The sequence below is a fragment of the Ottowia sp. genome (assembly GCF_035444425.1).
Taxonomy (GTDB): Bacteria; Pseudomonadota; Gammaproteobacteria; order Burkholderiales; family Burkholderiaceae_C; genus Ottowia.
The window spans coordinates 24,222-40,675 of record NZ_DAOMOQ010000007.1; the positions used below are offsets into that span (position 1 = coordinate 24,222).

The following is a 16,454-nucleotide window of genomic DNA, read 5'->3' on the forward strand; positions in this document are numbered from 1 at the left end:
GGATTTATGCGGCAAATCAAGAAAAAACCCACACGATTCGTGTAGGCCGGACGAACGCCGCCCTCGGGCGGGCGGCGGCGCCGGATTATGCCCATCCGCGTCGCCGCGCTGGCGGCCTGCGCCGGTGGCCCATGTTGCTGCCCTGGTGGCTGGAGATCCGGATGCGCGCCGCGCTCAGCCGCGCGGCACGACGGCGGTGGCCTCGAGTTCGATCTTGCCCGGGTGGTCGAGCAGGTCCGACACGAAGATCATGCTCATGGCCGGATAGTGCTTGCCCATCAGCGCGCGCCAGATCGGGCCGAGCTGGGCCCGTGCCGCCATGTAGCTCGGCTTGTCGCAGCAGTACGCCGTCATGCGGCAGATGTGCTCGGCGCGCCCGCCGGCCTCGGCCAGCACCGCCAGGATGTTCTTCAGCGCCTGCTCGAACTGCGGCACGATTTCCTCCGACTCGAACTGCTGCTGCGCGTTCCAGCCGACCTGGCCGGAAACGAAGACGATCTTGCCGCTGCCATCGGCCTCGATGCCGTTGGCGTAGCCGATCGGTGGCGCCCAGCCTTCGGGCAGCAGGGTACGGATCATGATCTCTCCTTCAAGAACGGTGGGCGTCGGGCAGTCCGTGCGGATCAGCCTTCGTAGCGCGGCGGATCCGGGTCCTCGTACCAGTCGGCGTCGGGCTTGGGCACCTTCTTCAGCCAGCTGTGGATCAGGTCGACGTGCTCGCGTTCCTCCTCCAGCAGCTCCAGTGCCGCCTTGCGCACGGCGTCGGTCTGCGCCGCCTCGGCGAGGGCGTCGAAGAAGCGCACCGCGCGCTGCTCTGCCTTCAGTGCCAGTTGCAGCGCGTGCCAGGGCGTCATCAGGTAGTGGATGTCGTCCATCGACACCATCTCGGGCGAGTCGAAGCCTTCCCAGGGCTGGGCGCGGGTGCCGGGCGGGATCTCGCTCCAGCCCATCTCGGCCAGCATCTGCTCGGCATGCTTGTTCTCGATCACCGACATCTTGCGGAACAGCTCGGCCACTTCGCTGTTGTTGTGCGTTTCCATGGTGTCGGCCAGCTGCTGGTAGCGCTCGACGGCCTCGAACTCCATGGCGATTGCCTGCGCCATGAAGTCCTCGATGGTGGCCGGTACGGTCAGCTGGGATGGGGTGGTGGTCTGGCTCACAGTGCGAACTCCGCTTCGAGGTCCTGGGGTGTCTGGCTGGCGCGGCGCTCGGGCAGCGCGAAGGCCGGGCGGTTGCCGAGGTAGAGCACGCCGATGTTGATGCCGTCGTCGGTCATCAGCCGGCGAGCCGCCTGCTCGGGATTCGAGGTCGGCTTGACCGGCGCCGGGCGCACCACGTCCTTCCAGCCGCGCTGCTCGGGCCGGAAGGTGACGCAGGGACTGAGGATCTCGACGAAGGAGAAGCCTGGGTGCGCCATCGCCTGGGCCAGGATGTCGGCGGTGCCGTTCTGGTCGCCGGCGAATGCGCGGGCGACGAAGTTGGCACCCGAGGCCAGCGCCACCACCAGCGGGTGGAACACGCGCAGGCCGGTGCCGCCGGGCGACAGCTTGGAATCCCAGTCGGGCTCGGTGGTCGGCGAGGGCTGGCCCTTGGTCATGCCGTAGACGTGGTTGTCCATCACCATGTAGGTCATGTCGACGTTGCGGCGGCAGGCGTGCAGGAAGTGGTTGCCGCCGATCGAGTAGCCGTCGCCGTCGCCGCTGGCGACCAGCACCGTCAGGTCGGGGCGCGCCACCTTCAGGCCGGTGGCGGCCGCCAGCGAGCGCCCGTGGACGCCGTGGAAGCCGTAGCACGAGGTATAGGCCGGGATGCGCGAGGAGCAGCCGATGCCCGACACCACGGCAATTTCGTGCGGCGGCCGGCCGGTCTGCGCCATCGCCTTCAGCACGGCGTTGAGCACCGTGTAGTCGCCGCAGCCAGGGCACCAGATCGGCTTGTAGTCGGACTTGTAGGACGCGGCGGTCAGGGCCGGCGCCTCGGCGTCGGGTGCGAGAGCGGTGGCTTCGGTCATTTGGCGTTCCTCCAGGAAAGCAGCACGTTCAGGATCTCGTCAGGGCGCAACGGCAGCGGCCCCGGGCGGTGGTACTTGTCGGGCCGGACCGGCAGCTCGAAGTGGCCGCGCAGGTAGCGGTACAGCTGGGCGCTGTGGTTCTGCTCGATCACCAGGATGCGCTTGGCGCCTTCGAGCGCCGCGCTCATCGCCTCGACGCGTGCCGGTGCCAGCAGCCGCATGGCGATCAGGCGCACCGACAGGTCCTGTGTGGTGCCACGCGTGATCGCCTCGCGCACCGGCCCGGTGGCCGAGCCGAAGGTGATCACCGCCAGTTCGCCGTCGCCTTCGATGTCGGCCCACATGGCGCCGTAGTCGAAGCGCTCCAGCTTGCGTGCGCGCTTGTCCATCTGCGTCGCGTGCACGCTGGCCTGGCTGCTGGGGATGCCCTTCTCGGTGTGCTCCAGGCCGTCGGCGGTGTAGGTGGTGCCGCGCCGGCCGGGAATCGCCATCGGGCTGACGCCGGATTCGGTGTCGCGGTAGCGCAGGTAGTCGGGCGTGTCGGCCGGCGCGGTCAGGCGCTCGGCCACGTAGGGCAGGTCGGCCGGGCGGTCGATGATGCAGCGCGACTGGCCCAGGAACTGGTCCGACAGCACCAGCGCCGGCGCCTGCAGCGCTTCGGCCAGGTGCACCGCCCATTGCGTGGTGCCGAGGCAGTCGGAGATCGAGGTCGGCGCCACCACCAGGCGTGGCGCGTCCCCGTGCAGGCCGCCGACCGCCATCGACAGGTCGCTCTGCTCGCTCTTGGCCGGGATGCCGGTGGACGGACCGCCGCGCATCACGTCGACGATGACGATCGGCACTTCGGCCGCCACCGCCAAGCCGATACCCTCGGTCATCAGCGACAAGCCCGGGCCGGCGGTGGCCGTCAGCGAGGGTACGCCGCCGAACGAGGCGCCGACGATCATGTTGACCGAGGCCAGCTCGTCCTCGGCCTGCAGCAGCGTGCCGCCGACCTTGGGCAGGGCCGGCGACAGCCATTCCAGCACCTCGGTGGCGGGCGTGATCGGGTAGGCGGCGACGAAGCGGATGCCGCCGCGCAGCGCGCCCATGCCGGCAGCCTCGTTGCCCGACAGCAGCCAGCGCTTGGCAGCGGTGTCGCGCTGCGGCCAGGCCGGCGCCGGGCGGCCCCAGTCGCGCCGCAGCTGCAGCCCGGCCTCGGCGCCGGCGGCCAGCGCCTGCAGGTTGGCTTCCAGCGTTTCCGGCTTCTTCCAGGATTCCCGCAGCGCCGCTTCCAGCGCTTCGCGTGGCAGCCCGCACAGGGTGCCGGCGACGCCGAGCGACAGCATGTTGGCCCAGGCGCCGCGAATGCCCTTGAGCATCTTCTTCAGCGGCAGCGGCAGGTAGCGCGCACCGGTGTCGGTGAACACCGCCGGCGCCTCGCCCTGATCCGGGTCGCCGACCAGCGCGCTGTGCGGGCCGAGCACGATCTCGTCGGCGAAGCGGCCGACGCCCATCCAGTCGATTGCCAGCAGCAGATCGAACTGGTCGTCGAGCGCCTCGATCTGGCGGCTGCCCAGGCGCACCAGTGCGCCGGCCTCGCCGCCGCGGATCTGCGGGCCGCTGGTGCGCACCATCAGCCCGTACAGGCCGGCCTTGGCGGCGGCGTCCAGCAGCAGATTGCCGGCGGTCATGACGCCGGCGCCGCCGCTGCCGGCCAGCGCGACGGACAGGGTGGTGGCGGACGAATTCGCCGCGGTGGTGGAAGGGGCGGCGGCGCTGTGGCCGGCCGGGCGTTCAAGGATGGCGGGTGTGGACAAGGCAAAGTCTCCTGCGTCGATGGGTGTCAGTAAATCGCGTCGCGATGAGCTTGGTTCTGATCTAGATCAAAGCCGATCCAAGCAACTGCCCGACAATTGCGCTAAATCGGCATTGCGGTACTAATTTACCACAGAGCGCGGTTTTGAAGCCACTCCAGACAGCAACCAGGACGGAAACAGACACCATGCGAATCCAGGCTCATCGCTGGCAAATGACGGCCCCGCAGGCCCCGCTCGAGCGTGTCGATTTCGACGTCGAGCCGGGCGCCGGCGAGGTGGTGGTGGAGATCGCCGGCTGCGGCGTCTGCCACACCGATCTCGGCTACTACTACGACGGCGTGCGCACCAACCAGCCGCTGCCGCTCACGCTCGGCCACGAGATCAGCGGCCGCATCGTCGCCGCCGGCGCCGGTGCCGAGGACTGGATGGGCGTCGCGGTGATCGTGCCGGCGGTGCTGCCCTGCGGCGAGTGCGATCTGTGCAAGCGCGGTCTGGGCACCATTTGCCGCAGCCAGAAGATGCCGGGCAACGACATCCAGGGCGGCTTCGCGACCCACATCGTGGTGCCCGCGCGCGGTCTGTGTCGCGTCGACGAGGCAGCGCTGGCCCGCGCCGGGCTCAAGCTGGCCGAGGTCTCGGTGGTCGCCGATGCGCTGACCACGCCCTACCAGGCCGTGACGCGCGCTGGCGTGACGCCCGGCAGCCTGGCCATCGTGATCGGCGCCGGCGGCGTCGGCGGCTATTGCGTGCAGGTCGCCAACGCCATGGGCGCCAAGGTGGTCGCGATCGACGTCGACGACAGCAAGCTGGCGGCGGTGGCCGAGTACGGCGCCGCGCTGACGCTCAACAGCCGCCAGCACGACCAGAAGTCGCTCAAGGCCGCGATCACCGCCTTCGCCAAGGAGCAGGGCCTGCGCACGACCGAGTGGTTCATCTTCGAATGCTCGGGCACCGCGCCCGGCCAGCTCACTGCCTTCGGCCTGCTGGTGCACGGCGCCACGCTGTCGGTGGTCGGCTTCACCATGGACAAGGTCGAGGTGCGCCTGTCCAACCTGATGGCCTTCGACGCCCGCGCGATCGGCAACTGGGGCTGTCCGCCCGAGGCCTATCCGGCCGCGCTCAAGCTGGTGCTCGACGGCAAGGTCAAGGTGCAGCCCTTCGTCGAATGCCATCCGCTCGATGACATCAACCACGTGTTCCACGCCGTGCACGCACGCGAGATCCGCAAGCGTGCCGTGATGGTGCCCGCCACCGCCTGAACCACCTGTTCACCCAGAAAGAAAGAGGAAACCCCAGCGATGACCGCCATCAAACCCATGCGCGAATTCGTCAACCACGATCTCGTCGATGACTTCAAGAAGCCCGGCGTACTGTATGAGCTGCGGCCCGCCAAGCGGCCCGACGGTACGGTGGCCGAAGGCCTGTACAACGCCTGGATCACGCTCGACAACGAGAGCCAGTACAACTCCTACACCACCGACATGGTCAAGGGCGTGATCCTGGCCATGCGCGCGGCCAGCAACGACCGGTCGGTCAACTGCGTGGTGTTCACCGGCGCCGGCGACAAGGCCTTCTGCACCGGCGGCAACACCAAGGAATACGCCGAGTACTACGCCGGCCACGGGCAGGAATACCGCCAGTACATGCGCCTGTTCAACGACATGGTGTCGGCCATCATCGGCTGCGACAAGCCGGTGATCTGCCGCGTCAACGGCATGCGCATCGGCGGCGGCCAGGAAATCGGCATGGCCTGCGACTTCTCGGTCTCGTCGGACCTGGCGCGCTACGGCCAGGCCGGTCCCAAGCACGGCTCGGCCCCGATCGGCGGCGCCACCGACTTCCTGCCGGTCGTCATCGGCGCCGAGCGCGCCATGGCCGCCTGCGTGCTGTGCGAGCCGTTCAGCGCCCACAAGGCCTACCAGATGGGCATCCTGACTGACATCGTGCCGGCGCTGAAGGTGGACGGCAAGTACGTCGCCAACCCGCTGGTCGAGACCCAGCGCATGGTCGACGAGTTCGGCCGCAACGTCTACGGCGAGCCCAAGACCGGCGACGCGCTGAAGGAGGGCAAGGCCCTGATGGCGCGCGGCACGGTCGATCTGACAGCGCTCGACGAGAAGGTCGAGGAGTTGTGCGCCAAGATCCTGCTCACCTTCCCCGACTGCACCACCAAGTCGCTGGAAGAGCTGCGCAAGCCCAAGCTCGAGGCCTGGAACCGCAACAAGGAAAACTCGCGCGCCTGGCTGTCGCTGAACATGATGACCGAGGCCCGCGCCGGCTTCACCGCCTTCAACGACGGTCCGAAGGACGACCGCGAAGTCGACTTCGTGCTGCTGCGCCAGAAGCTGGCCGCCGGCCAGGGCTGGCACGGCACGCTGCACGACGAGATCCAGCCGAAGAAGGCCAAGGCCTGATCCAGGAGCTTAAGTAAGTGAGCGAATCCCCCCTCAAGGTCTGGCTCGATCGCGATGGCGCGCTGCTGCGCCTGCGATTGAACCGGCCGAAGGCCAACATCGTCGACGCCGAGATGATCGGCGCGCTGCACGCGGCGCTCGACCAGCACCGCGACATCGCGGCACTGCGCGGCGTGCTGCTGGATGCCGAAGGCGCGCACTTCAGCTTCGGCGCCAGCGTCGAGGAGCACCTGGCCGAGCGCTGCGCGCAGATGCTGGCCAGCCTGCACGCGCTGGTGCTGGCGATGGTCGAGTTCCCGAAGCCGATCCTGGTCGCCGTGCGCGGCCAGTGCCTCGGCGGCGGGCTCGAAGTGGTGCTGGCCGGCGGCCCGATCTTCGCCGCACCCGATGCGCAGCTCGGCCAGCCCGAGCTGAAGCTGGGCGTGTTCGCGCCGGCCGCCTCCTGCCTGCTGCCTTGGCGCGTCAACCAGGCGGTGGCCGAGGATCTGCTGTGGTCCGGCCGCAGCCTGGACGGCAGCGCCGCGCACGCGGTCGGCCTGGTCCACACCCTGGCGGGCGACCCCGAGGCCGCCGCGCTGGCCTATTTCGATGAACACCTGGCGCCGAAAAGCGCCGCCGCGCTGGCCTGCGCGGTGGCGGCCGCGCGCGCCCCGCGCATCCGCGAGCTGCGCCAACGTCTCGCCGAGGTCGAGCGGCTGTATCTCGACCAACTCATGTCCACCCGCGACGCCAACGAGGGGCTGGCTGCCTTCCTCGCGCGCCGTTCACCCACCTGGGAGCATCGCTGATGAACCAAGCCGCCACTCTCGAAAAACCCGAGGTCCTGCAGATCATGGAGCGTTGCGAAACGCTCTTCGAGGACTTGCACTTCAACGCCGTCAAGGAATGGAAGGCCGCCGTGCCTGGCCGCAAGGCGGTCGGCTACATGCCGATCTACGTGCCGCGCGAGATCATCCACGCCGCCGGCATGCTGTCCGTGGGCATCCTCGGCGGCGGTGACCAGCTGGAGGTGATCCAGGGCGACGCCTACTACCAGAGCTACATCTGCCGCATCCCGCGTTCGACCATCGAGCTCGGACTCACGGGCCGGCTCGACTGCCTGGACGGCATGCTGTTTCCGTCGATCTGCGACGTCATCCGCAACCTGTCCGGGATGTGGAAGATGTTGTTCAAGGACAAGTACGTGCGCTACATCGACGTGCCGCAGAACTACGACGATTCGATCGGCGGCAGGTTCTGGACCGAGGAAATGGAGGTGCTGCGCAAGGAGCTGGGCGAGCTCGCCGGCAAGGAGATCACCGACGAAGCGCTGAATGCCTCGATCCGCGTCTACAACGAGAACCGCCGGGTGATCCGCGAGCTCTACGCCATGCGCGCGGCCCAGCCCTGGCAGGTGCCGACCTCCGAGGTCTACCTGCTGCAGCGCGCCGGCATGGTGCTGCCGCCCGAGGAGCACACCCAGCTGCTGCGCGACTACATGGCCGCGGTGGTCCAGGTCGAGCGCCCGAAGCGCGACAACGCGCGCGTCGTCATCAACGGCAGCTTCTGCGAGCAGCCGCCGCTGTCGCTGATCAAGTCGGTCGAGATGGCCGGCTGCTACGTGGTCGACGACGACTGGATGCTGGTGTCGCGCTGGCTGCTGGACGACGTGCCCGATGACGGCAAGCCGCTGGAGGAGCTGTCCAAGGCCTTCCTGCACCACTCGGCCTCGACCGCCGCCAAGTACGACGAGCGGCGCGAGGACAAGGGCCAGTACCTGCTGAACCAGGTCAAGACCCGAGGCGCCGAGGGCGTGGTGTTCGCCGCGCCGTCGTTCTGCGACCCGGCGCTGCTCGAGCGCCCGATGCTGCAGGACGTTCTGGCCAAACACGGCGTGCCCTACACCGCGTTCAAGTACGCCGAGAACACCGGCCAGATGGCCCCGATTCGCGAGCAGGCTGGCACCTTCGCCGATTCCATCAAGCTTTGGAGCGCCGAGGCCTAAGCGCCCGCGCCAGGAGAAACCCACATGAATACCACCGCTGCCAAACCAGCACCCTCCGCCAAGCGTCCCCGCGAAGTCCAGAAAGAGGACGCGATGTGGATGCAGAAGGAGCTGATCAACAAGAACTACATGGAGCTGGCCACCGCGCGCCAGCAGGGCCGCAAGGTCTCGGCCACCTTCGTGCCGGGCAACCTCAACGAGCTGCTGATGTGCTTCGACTTCGCGCGCAGCCTGCCCGAGACCAACGCGCTGCAGAACGGCATGCGCAAGAAGAGCGGCAAGTTCATCATGGACGCCGAGCGCGACGGCCACTCCGAGGACGTCTGCACCTACGTCAAGTCCGACCTCGGCATGATGCAGGGCGGCGAGATCGGCCCCACCGGCGACCCGCTGCCGACGCCCGACGTGCTGCTGCTCAGCTACACCGGCTGCTTCACCTTCATGAAGTGGTTCGAGCTGATCCGCCACAAGTACGGCTGCGAGACCACCATGCTGCACGTGCCCTACCAGGGCGAGGGCAAGATCGCGCCCAACATGCGCGACTACGTGGTGCGCCAGCTGAAGGAGAACGTGATCCCGACGCTGGAGCGCGTCTCGGGCGTCAAGTTCGACATCGACCGCCTGCGCCAGTACATGAAGGAATCGGCCAAGGCCGAGGAGGACCTGGTCGCGGTGCTGGAATCGGCCAAGCACCGTCCGAGCCCGATCGACGGCTACTTCGGCGCCGTCTACTACATCGGCCCGATCTTCACCGCCTTCCGTGGCACCACCGATGCGACCGAGTACTACCGCACGTTGCGCGGCGAGATCGAGCAGCGCATCCGCGAGGGCAAGGGCCCGGTCACGCCGGACGGCGAGATGGGCGAGGAGAAGTACCGCATCGTGGTCGAGGGTCCGCCCAACTGGACCAGCTTCCGCGACTTCTGGAAGATGTTCTACGACGAGGGCGCGGTGGTCGTCAGCTCGACCTACTCCAAGGTCGGCGGCCTGTACGACTTCGGCTTCCGCCACGATCCCGACCATCCGCTGGAGTCACTGGCCGAGTACTGCCTGGGCTGCTACACCAACCTGAACCTGCCCTCGCGCGTCGACATGATCTGCAAGTACATCGAGGAGTACCAGGCCGACGGCCTGCTGATCAACTCGATCAAGAGCTGCAACAGCTTCTCGGCCGGCCAGCTGCTGATCCTGCGCGAAGTCGAGAAGCGCACCGGCAAGCCGGCCGCCTTCATCGAGACCGACCTGGTCGATCCGCGCTACTTCTCGGCGGCCAACGTCAAGAACCGGCTCGAGAGCTACTTCCAGATGGTCAAGCAGAAACGCTCCGCGGCCAGCCTGCACATGCCGGAAGCCGTGAACTGAACACCGACCAGGAGAAAACACCATGCGCACCTTCATTGGCATCGATCTCGGCTCGACGACGACCAAGGCGATCGTCGTCGACGAGAACCAGCAAGTCATCGGCCGCGGCATCACCAACTCGCGCTCGAACTACGACACCGCCGCCACCGTCGCCAAGACCGAGGCGATGGTCAACGGTCGCTTCCACCTGTTCCGCCAGGCGCTCGGCGAGAGCGGCGCGCTGAACGGCTCGCTCGACAGCTTCCTGGGCCAGCTCGAGCGCGACTTCCGCGCCGAGCAGTACATGGAGCAACTGGTCGACCTGGAGGAGACCTGCCACCGCAGCCTGGAGACCGCCAACTTCGGCGACGACGTGCCGGCGGTGAAGGAGGCGCTGGAGGAGACCTTCAAGCGCATCACGGTCGAGGCGCCCAGCCTGTTCCTGCCCGGCGCCAAGCGCAAGAGCGACTTCTTCCGCGACATCGCCGGCAGCCAGTACCTGGCCATCGGCGAGACCGTGGCCAAGGAGCAGAACACGCGCTACGACTTCCTGCTGAACCTGTTCGACCGCTCGATCATCGAAGTCGAGAACCGCGTCTACACCGACTCGGTGCGCCGCCACCTGCTGGCGGCGCTGGAGCGCAGCTTCAAGGCCATGCCCGAGACCGAGGCGCACCGCGGCAAGATCGAGCAGCCGGTCAAGCGGATTCTCGACACCGAACTGGAGGAGACCTACACCGTCGGCACCGGCTACGGCCGCGCCCGGCTGCCGTTCTCCAAGGAGCACATCCGCAGCGAGATCCTGTGCCACGGCCTGGGCGCGCACGTGATGTACCCCAGGACCGCCACGGTGCTCGACATCGGCGGCCAGGACACCAAGGCGATCCAGGTCGACCCGGCCGGCATCGTCGAGAGCTTCCAGATGAACGACCGCTGCGCGGCCGGCTGCGGACGCTACCTGGGCTACATCGCCGACGAGATGAACATGGGCCTGCACGAGCTGGGGCCGATGGCCATGCAGTCGACCAAGCAGATCCGCATCAACTCGACCTGCACCGTGTTCGCCGGCGCCGAGTTGCGCGACCGCCTGGCGCTGGGCGACAAGCGCGAGGACATCATGGCCGGCCTGCACCGCGCCATCATCCTGCGCGCGATGTCGATCCTGGCGCGCTCGGGCGGCATCCGCGACGAGTTCACCTTCACCGGCGGCGTGGCCAACAACGTGGCCGCGGTCAAGGCGCTGGAGGAGCTGGTCGAGGAGAACTACGGCAAGCTGACCCTGAACATCGACCCCGACTCGATCTACACCGGCGCGCTGGGCGCCGCCACCTTCGCCTACCGCGCGGTGGTGGAAGAAGGCAAGGAAGCCGAGCACCGCGTCAAGGCCTGAGGAGACAACATCATGAGCAAGAGCATCCATACCATCGGCATCGACATCGGCTCCGGCGCGGTCAAGACGGCGCTGTTCCGCATCGACGAGGACGGCACGCCGCACTGGCTGGCCAAGCGCGTCGAGCGCATCCGCCGCCGCGACCCCATGACGCTGGCCCGCGAGGGTTACGAAGGCGTGATGGAGGACGCCGGCCTCAAGCCGGAGGACATCGACTACATCGCCACCACCGGCGAGGGCGAGAACGTCAAGTTCTCGACCGGCCACTTCTACTCGATGACCACGCATGCGCGTGGCGGCGTGTTCCTTGACCCCGAGGCCCGCGCCGTGGTCGACATCGGTGCGCTGAACGGCCGCGCGATCTCGGTCGACGAGCGCGGCAAGGTGCTGCAGTACAAGATGACCAGCCAGTGCGCCTCGGGCTCGGGGCAGTTCCTGGAGAACATCGCGCGCTACCTGGGCGTGGCGGTCGAGGAGATCGGCACCCTGTCGCAGAGCTCGAAGGACCCCGAGAAGGTCAGCTCGATCTGCGCCGTGCTGGCCGAGACCGACGTCATCAACATGGTCAGCCGCGCCATCTCGACACCCGACATCCTCAAGGGCATCCACCTGTCGATGGCCTCGCGCATCGTCAAGCTGTTGAAGGTGACGGGCGTGAAGGGCGGCGTCGCGCTGCTGACCGGCGGCCTGGCGCTGGACACCGGCCTGCTGGCGGCGATCCAGGAAGAGATGGCCGCCGAGAAAGTCAGCGTCACGGTGCGCTCGCATCCCGACTCGATCCTGGCCGGCGCCATCGGCGCCGCGCTGTGGGGCGCTTATCGCTACCATAAGCTGCAGGAACTCGAATCGGCCGCAGTCGCCGCCTGACACTTCACCGCATGACATATCAAGGAGAGACATCATGGCCTTGCTGATCGACGACAACTGCACCGCCTGCGACGCCTGCCGGCCGGTGTGCCCCAACGAAGCCATCTCGGTGGGTGACCCGATCTACGTGATCGACCCGCTGCGCTGCACCGAGTGCGTCGGTGCCGAGGACGAGCCCCAGTGCATGCTGGTGTGCCCGGCCGACTGCATCGTCCCGAACCCCGACTTCGTCGAGACCCACGACGAGTTGCTGGCCAAGTACGAAAGCCTGCACGGCTGACGCACACCCCGGCGGCGCGCCGCTGCGGCGGTGACGGGCACAGTCTCGTCAACGCTGCGCCGCGCCGCCGCTTTTTTTCGCCAGCGCCACCCCGCCACGCTGCGCCGACCGGCGCGGCCGGTGCGTGGGCGGCCATCTTGGAGTCGGGCGCATGGGTGGAGCAGCCAGGATGATCATCGCTTGCGGGCATCGTGAGCCCTCGAGCCTGTCACCGCGCGCTGCCGGCCGTGGCCCCGCGCCGATGCCACCGGCCATCGCGCGGACGGGCTCCGGTGCCCAGCCCGACCGCTTCCGATTCGCCCCTGGCGTCGCGCTGCGGCCAGCGCCGGCGCACTGCCCGTCATCCCGCATCGGCCGCCTTTTCATTGGCGCGTGCTGCGTCGGCCTGGCTGCGGAACGGGTAAACCCGGTCCCCGCCAATGCACCCAGCTTTTGCGCTGGATCAAACTCGAATCGGTATCGTGGTACCACATTACGGGTTCCGGCGATGCCCCAATTCCTGCTGATGGTTCCGTGATGCCAAAACGCCTGCTGACCCTGAACGTGAACGGCCGCGAACGCCAGTTGCTGGCCGCGGATGGCGCCCTGCTGATCGACGTGCTGCGCGAGGAGCTGGGCCTGACCGGCACCAAGCGCGGCTGCGACGGCGGTGAGTGCGGCGCCTGCACCGTGCTGGTGGACGACCGGCCGCGCCTGGCCTGCTCGACACTGGCGCACCAGGTCGCCGGCTGCGAGGTCGAGACCATCGAAAGCCTGGCCACGCTGGGGCGCCTGTCGCGTCTGCAGCAGGCCTTCCACGAGAAGCTCGGCGCGCAGTGCGGCTACTGCACGCCCGGAATGATCATGGCCTCCGAAGGTCTGCTGCGGACCAACCCGCAGCCATCGACCGACGAGATCAAGCAGGCGCTGGCCGGCAACCTGTGCCGCTGCACCGGCTACGTGAAGATCATCGAGTCGGTGCACGCAGCCGCCGATCCGGCCTGGGAGGCAGCGCGATGAACGCGCCCGAGACCGTCAAGACCCGGCTGGCGCACCAGGGCGCGGTCGGTGTGCGCATGCCGCTGGTGGACGGCGTCGAGAAGGTCACCGGCAAGGCGCGCTACACGGCCGACATCGCCGCGCCCGACGCGCTGGTCGGCCGCATCCTGCGCAGCCCGGTGGCGCATGCGCGCATCGTCTCGATCGACACCCGCGAGGCGCTGGCGCTGAAAGGCGTGCACGCGGTCTGCACCGGCGACGACACGCCGGTGCCCTATGGGGTGCTGCCGATCGCCGAGAACGAATTTCCGCTGGCGCGCGAGAAGGTGCGCTACCGTGGCGACCCGGTGGCCGCTGTGGCCGCCGTCGACGAAGCCACGGCGGAAGCGGCGCTGCGCCTGATCCGCGTCGAGTACGAGGAACTGCCGGCCTACATGACGGCCAAGCAGGCCATGAAGCCGGGCGCGGTGGCGATCCACGACGAGAAGCCCAACAACGTCCTGCGCGAGGTGCATGCCGAGTTCGGCGACGTCGCTGCCGGCTTCGCCGAGGCCGAGCTGGTGCGCGAGAAGACCTACACCTTCGCCGAGGTGAACCACGCGCACATGGAGCTCAACGCCACGCTGGCCGAGTACGACGTGCAGCGCGACGCGCTGACGCTGCACACCACCACCCAGGTGCCGTATTACGTGCACCTGAAGGTGGCCTCTTGCCTGCAGATGGATGCGGCGCGCATCCGCGTCATCAAACCCTTCCTGGGCGGCGGCTTCGGCGCCCGCACCGAGGCGCTGCACTTCGAGATCATCGCCGCGCTGCTGGCGCGCCGCGCCGGCGGCACGGTGCGGCTGACGCAGACGCGCGAGGAGACCTTCATCGCGCACCGCGGCCGCCCGTGGACGCTGGTGAAGATGAAGCTGGGGCTCAAGCGCGACGGCCGCATCACGGCGCTGGCGCTCGAGGCCACGCAGGCCGGCGGCGCCTATGCCGGCTACGGGATCATCACCATCCTGTACACCGGCGCGCTGATGCATGGCCTCTACCACATCCCGGCCATCAAGCACGACGCCTGGCGCGCCTACACCAACACGCCGCCGTGCGGTGCCCAGCGCGGCCACGGTACCGTCGACACGCGCGCCGCCTTCGAGGCGCTGCTGACCGAGATGGCGGAAGAACTCGGCCTGGATGCCTTCAAGGTGCGCGAGCTGAACCTGCTGCCGCAGATTCCCTACACCACCATGTACGCGCAGAAGGTGCTGAGCTACGGCCTGCCCGAGTGCCTGGAGAAGGTCAAGGCCGCCTCCGGCTGGGAGGAGCGGCGCGGCCGCATGCCGCCCGGCCGCGGGCTGGGCCTGGGCTGCTCGCACTTCGTTTCCGGCACCTCGACGCCCAAGCACTGGACCGGCGAACCGCACGCCACCGTCAACCTCAAGCTCGACTTCGACGGCGGCCTGACCATCTTCACCGGCGCTTCCGACATCGGCCAGGGTTCGAACACCATGGTCACGCAGGTGGTGGCCGAGACGCTGGGCGTCGACATCAACCGCATCCGCGTCATCAGCGCCGACAGCGCGCTGACGCCCAAGGACAACGGCAGCTATTCGTCGCGCGTCACCTTCATGGTCGGCAACGCCGGCATCCACGCGGCCGATCAGCTCAAGGCCATCCTGGTGAAGGCGGTGGCCGAGCGCCTGAAGGTGTTCGAGGCCGACATCGAGGTCATCGACGAGTGCTTCGTGGTGCGCGGTGGCGACGGCGCCGGCATGACCTACCACGAGGCGGTGGCCGCGGCCATGGTCGACAGCGGCACCATCACCGTCAAGGGCACCTACACCTGCCCGATCGAATTCCAGGGCGACAAGAAGATCCGCGGCAGCGCCATCGGCGCCACCATGGGCTTCTGCTACTCGGCCCAGGTGGTCGAGGCCTCGGTCGACGAGGTCACCGGCAAGGTCACCGCGCACAAGGTCTGGCTGGCGGTCGACGTCGGTAAGGCGCTGAACCCGCTGGCGGTCGAGGGCCAGGCGCAGGGCGGCGTCTGGATGGGCATGGGTCAGGCGCTGTCGGAGGAGACGCGCTGGGACGAGGGCCGCATGCTGCACGGCAACCTGCTCGACTACCGCTTCCCGACCATGGCCGAGAGCCCGGATATCGAGGTCATCATCGTCGAGAGCATCGACCCCAACGGGCCGTTCGGCGCCAAGGAGGCGTCGGAGGGCATGCTGGCCGGCTTCCTGCCGGCGGTGGCCGACGCCGTGCACGAGGCGGTCGGCGTGCGCGCGCTCGAGTTTCCGCTCAGCCCCGACCGCGTACTGGACCTGATCGATGCGCGCGACGCCGCCGCCGCCCGCGCGGCCGCCAAGGCGATGAAGGGAGCCGCAGCGTGAATGCACTGGCCAACATCAGCATGGAGCGCCCGGAAACCGTCGAGGCGGCCACGCGCGCGCTGGCCGCGCCGGGCGCGCAGGCGCTGGCTGGCGGCACCGACCTGCTGCCCAACCTACGCCGCGGCCTGGGCGAACCGGAGTTGCTGGTCGACCTCAGCCGGGTCGCCGGTTTCGACGCCTGCGAGATCGGCGCCGACGGCCACGCGCGCATCGGTGCCGGCATGACGCTGGCGGCGATCGCCAATGACGCCCGCATCCGCGCCAACTGGCCGGCGCTGGCCACCGCCGCTGGGCTGGTGGCGGGGCCGACGCACCGATTGACCGCCACGCTGGGCGGCAACCTGTGCCAGGACACCCGCTGCGTGTTCTACAACCAGAGCGACTGGTGGCGCTCCGGCAACGGCTACTGCCTGAAGTACCGCGGCGACGTCTGCCACGTGGTCGTCAAGAGCGACCGTTGCTACGCCACCTACCACGGCGACGTGGCGCCGGCGCTGATGGTGCTGGGCGCCGAGGCTGAAGTAGTCGGCCCCGCCGGCACGCGCCGCATTCCGGTCGCCGAACTGTTCGTCGAGGATGGCGCCAGGCGGCTGACGCTGGCGCCGGGCGAACTGCTGGCCGCGGTGCACCTGCCGCCGGCCGGCAACTGGCACGCCGGCTACGAGAAGGCCCGGGTACGCGATGCGGTCGATTTTCCGCTCGCCGGCGTCGCCGTGGCGCTGCAGCGCGAGGGCGAGCGCATCGCCGGCCTGCGCGTGGCCATCACCGGAACCAACTCGGCGCCGCTCGCGGTGCCGACCGAAAGCTTCGTCGGCCAGAACTGGTCGCCCGAGCTGGCCGCCGCGCTCGGCGAGGCGGTACGCAAGACTTCCAACGTGTTGCAGACCACGACGCTGGCGGTCAAGTACCGCCGCCGCGTGCTGGTCAAGCTGACCGGCCGCCTTGCCGCCACGCTGTGGGACGGCGCGGCTGCCGACGCCTGAAACCGAACTCCCGAGGACTTCGC

The 16,454-nt window shown here is 68.6% G+C and carries 15 protein-coding genes; 11 read left to right on the forward strand and 4 right to left on the reverse strand.

Features of this window, described 5'->3' with window-relative positions; genetic code table 11:
* Window positions 1-174 precede the first annotated feature (174 nt).
* The 4 genes from PK606_RS04500 to PK606_RS04515 are packed head-to-tail and all read right to left on the reverse strand — an operon-like array spanning window position 175 to window position 3,810.
* The gene (locus PK606_RS04500) at window positions 175-579 is read right to left on the reverse strand and encodes a RidA family protein (protein WP_324561147.1); all 405 of its coding nucleotides are present in this window, start codon (window positions 577-579) and stop codon (window positions 175-177) included.
* A gap of 44 nt (window positions 580-623) precedes the next feature.
* Window positions 624-1,160 carry a ferritin-like domain-containing protein gene (locus PK606_RS04505; protein WP_324561149.1) on the reverse strand — a complete coding sequence of 179 codons (537 nt, stop codon included), beginning with the start codon at window positions 1,158-1,160 and terminating at the stop codon, window positions 624-626.
* Entirely contained in the window at window positions 1,157-2,011 is an 855-nt protein-coding gene (locus PK606_RS04510; protein WP_324561150.1) for a 2-oxoacid:ferredoxin oxidoreductase subunit beta, read from the reverse strand. The genes PK606_RS04505 and PK606_RS04510 overlap by 4 nt, the downstream gene beginning before the upstream one ends.
* Window positions 2,008-3,810, reverse strand: coding sequence for a 2-oxoacid:acceptor oxidoreductase subunit alpha (locus PK606_RS04515; protein ID WP_324561153.1), 1,803 nt, complete (start codon window positions 3,808-3,810; stop codon window positions 2,008-2,010). The genes PK606_RS04510 and PK606_RS04515 overlap by 4 nt, the downstream gene beginning before the upstream one ends.
* 212 nt (window positions 3,811-4,022) lie before the next feature.
* Here PK606_RS04515 and had point away from each other — a divergent pair, with 212 nt between their 5' ends.
* From had to hcrB, 11 genes are all read left to right on the forward strand, one after another.
* Window positions 4,023-5,069: a 6-hydroxycyclohex-1-ene-1-carbonyl-CoA dehydrogenase gene (gene had / locus PK606_RS04520; protein ID WP_324561154.1), complete on the forward strand. Its 1,047-nt coding sequence runs from the start codon at window positions 4,023-4,025 to the stop codon at window positions 5,067-5,069.
* A 39-nt stretch (window positions 5,070-5,108) separates the two neighbouring features.
* The gene (oah, locus tag PK606_RS04525; RefSeq protein WP_324561156.1) at window positions 5,109-6,224 is read left to right on the forward strand and encodes a 6-oxocyclohex-1-ene-1-carbonyl-CoA hydratase; all 1,116 of its coding nucleotides are present in this window, start codon (window positions 5,109-5,111) and stop codon (window positions 6,222-6,224) included.
* A gap of 17 nt (window positions 6,225-6,241) precedes the next feature.
* Window positions 6,242-7,012, forward strand: coding sequence for a cyclohexa-1,5-dienecarbonyl-CoA hydratase (locus PK606_RS04530; RefSeq protein WP_324561158.1), 771 nt, complete (start codon window positions 6,242-6,244; stop codon window positions 7,010-7,012).
* Window positions 7,012-8,208 (forward strand): benzoyl-CoA reductase subunit C, encoded by a 1,197-nt coding sequence (gene bcrC / locus PK606_RS04535; RefSeq protein ID WP_324561160.1) that lies wholly within the window; start codon window positions 7,012-7,014, stop codon window positions 8,206-8,208. Before PK606_RS04530 ends, bcrC begins: the two co-directional genes overlap by 1 nt.
* A gap of 24 nt (window positions 8,209-8,232) precedes the next feature.
* Window positions 8,233-9,570, forward strand: a complete 1,338-nt coding sequence (bcrB, locus tag PK606_RS04540; RefSeq protein WP_324561162.1) for a benzoyl-CoA reductase subunit B — start codon at window positions 8,233-8,235, stop codon at window positions 9,568-9,570.
* 22 nt (window positions 9,571-9,592) lie between these two features.
* Window positions 9,593-10,939 (forward strand): benzoyl-CoA reductase subunit A, encoded by a 1,347-nt coding sequence (gene bcrA / locus PK606_RS04545; protein ID WP_324561163.1) that lies wholly within the window; start codon window positions 9,593-9,595, stop codon window positions 10,937-10,939.
* A gap of 12 nt (window positions 10,940-10,951) precedes the next feature.
* Complete coding sequence (bcrD, locus tag PK606_RS04550; RefSeq protein WP_324561165.1) at window positions 10,952-11,806, forward strand: benzoyl-CoA reductase subunit D; 855 nt, start codon at window positions 10,952-10,954, stop codon at window positions 11,804-11,806.
* A 34-nt stretch (window positions 11,807-11,840) separates the two neighbouring features.
* Window positions 11,841-12,086 carry a YfhL family 4Fe-4S dicluster ferredoxin gene (locus PK606_RS04555; protein WP_324561167.1) on the forward strand — a complete coding sequence of 82 codons (246 nt, stop codon included), beginning with the start codon at window positions 11,841-11,843 and terminating at the stop codon, window positions 12,084-12,086.
* A gap of 516 nt (window positions 12,087-12,602) precedes the next feature.
* The gene (hcrC, locus tag PK606_RS04560) at window positions 12,603-13,085 is read left to right on the forward strand and encodes a 4-hydroxybenzoyl-CoA reductase subunit gamma (RefSeq protein ID WP_324561169.1); all 483 of its coding nucleotides are present in this window, start codon (window positions 12,603-12,605) and stop codon (window positions 13,083-13,085) included.
* Window positions 13,082-15,448 carry a 4-hydroxybenzoyl-CoA reductase subunit alpha gene (gene hcrA / locus PK606_RS04565; protein ID WP_324561171.1) on the forward strand — a complete coding sequence of 789 codons (2,367 nt, stop codon included), beginning with the start codon at window positions 13,082-13,084 and terminating at the stop codon, window positions 15,446-15,448. The genes hcrC and hcrA overlap by 4 nt, the downstream gene beginning before the upstream one ends.
* Entirely contained in the window at window positions 15,445-16,431 is a 987-nt protein-coding gene (hcrB, locus tag PK606_RS04570) for a 4-hydroxybenzoyl-CoA reductase subunit beta (RefSeq protein ID WP_324561173.1), read from the forward strand. Before hcrA ends, hcrB begins: the two co-directional genes overlap by 4 nt.
* Window positions 16,432-16,454: the final 23 nt, after the last annotated feature.

What these genes read in the sequence shown, in the direction of transcription:
- PK606_RS04500 (WP_324561147.1), bottom strand. Translation starts at nt 579, where the DNA reads ATGATCCGTACCCTGCTGCCCGAAGGCTGGGCGCCACCGATCGGCTAC.
- PK606_RS04555 (WP_324561167.1), top strand. Translation starts at nt 11,841, where the DNA reads ATGGCCTTGCTGATCGACGACAACTGCACCGCCTGCGACGCCTGCCGG.
- bcrC (WP_324561160.1), top strand. Translation starts at nt 7,012, where the DNA reads ATGAACCAAGCCGCCACTCTCGAAAAACCCGAGGTCCTGCAGATCATG.
- hcrA (WP_324561171.1), top strand. Translation starts at nt 13,082, where the DNA reads ATGAACGCGCCCGAGACCGTCAAGACCCGGCTGGCGCACCAGGGCGCG.
- bcrD (WP_324561165.1), top strand. Translation starts at nt 10,952, where the DNA reads ATGAGCAAGAGCATCCATACCATCGGCATCGACATCGGCTCCGGCGCG.
- had (WP_324561154.1), top strand. Translation starts at nt 4,023, where the DNA reads ATGACGGCCCCGCAGGCCCCGCTCGAGCGTGTCGATTTCGACGTCGAG.
- hcrC (WP_324561169.1), top strand. Translation starts at nt 12,603, where the DNA reads ATGCCAAAACGCCTGCTGACCCTGAACGTGAACGGCCGCGAACGCCAG.
- PK606_RS04510 (WP_324561150.1), bottom strand. Translation starts at nt 2,011, where the DNA reads ATGACCGAAGCCACCGCTCTCGCACCCGACGCCGAGGCGCCGGCCCTG.
- oah (WP_324561156.1), top strand. Translation starts at nt 5,109, where the DNA reads ATGACCGCCATCAAACCCATGCGCGAATTCGTCAACCACGATCTCGTC.
- bcrB (WP_324561162.1), top strand. Translation starts at nt 8,233, where the DNA reads ATGAATACCACCGCTGCCAAACCAGCACCCTCCGCCAAGCGTCCCCGC.
- bcrA (WP_324561163.1), top strand. Translation starts at nt 9,593, where the DNA reads ATGCGCACCTTCATTGGCATCGATCTCGGCTCGACGACGACCAAGGCG.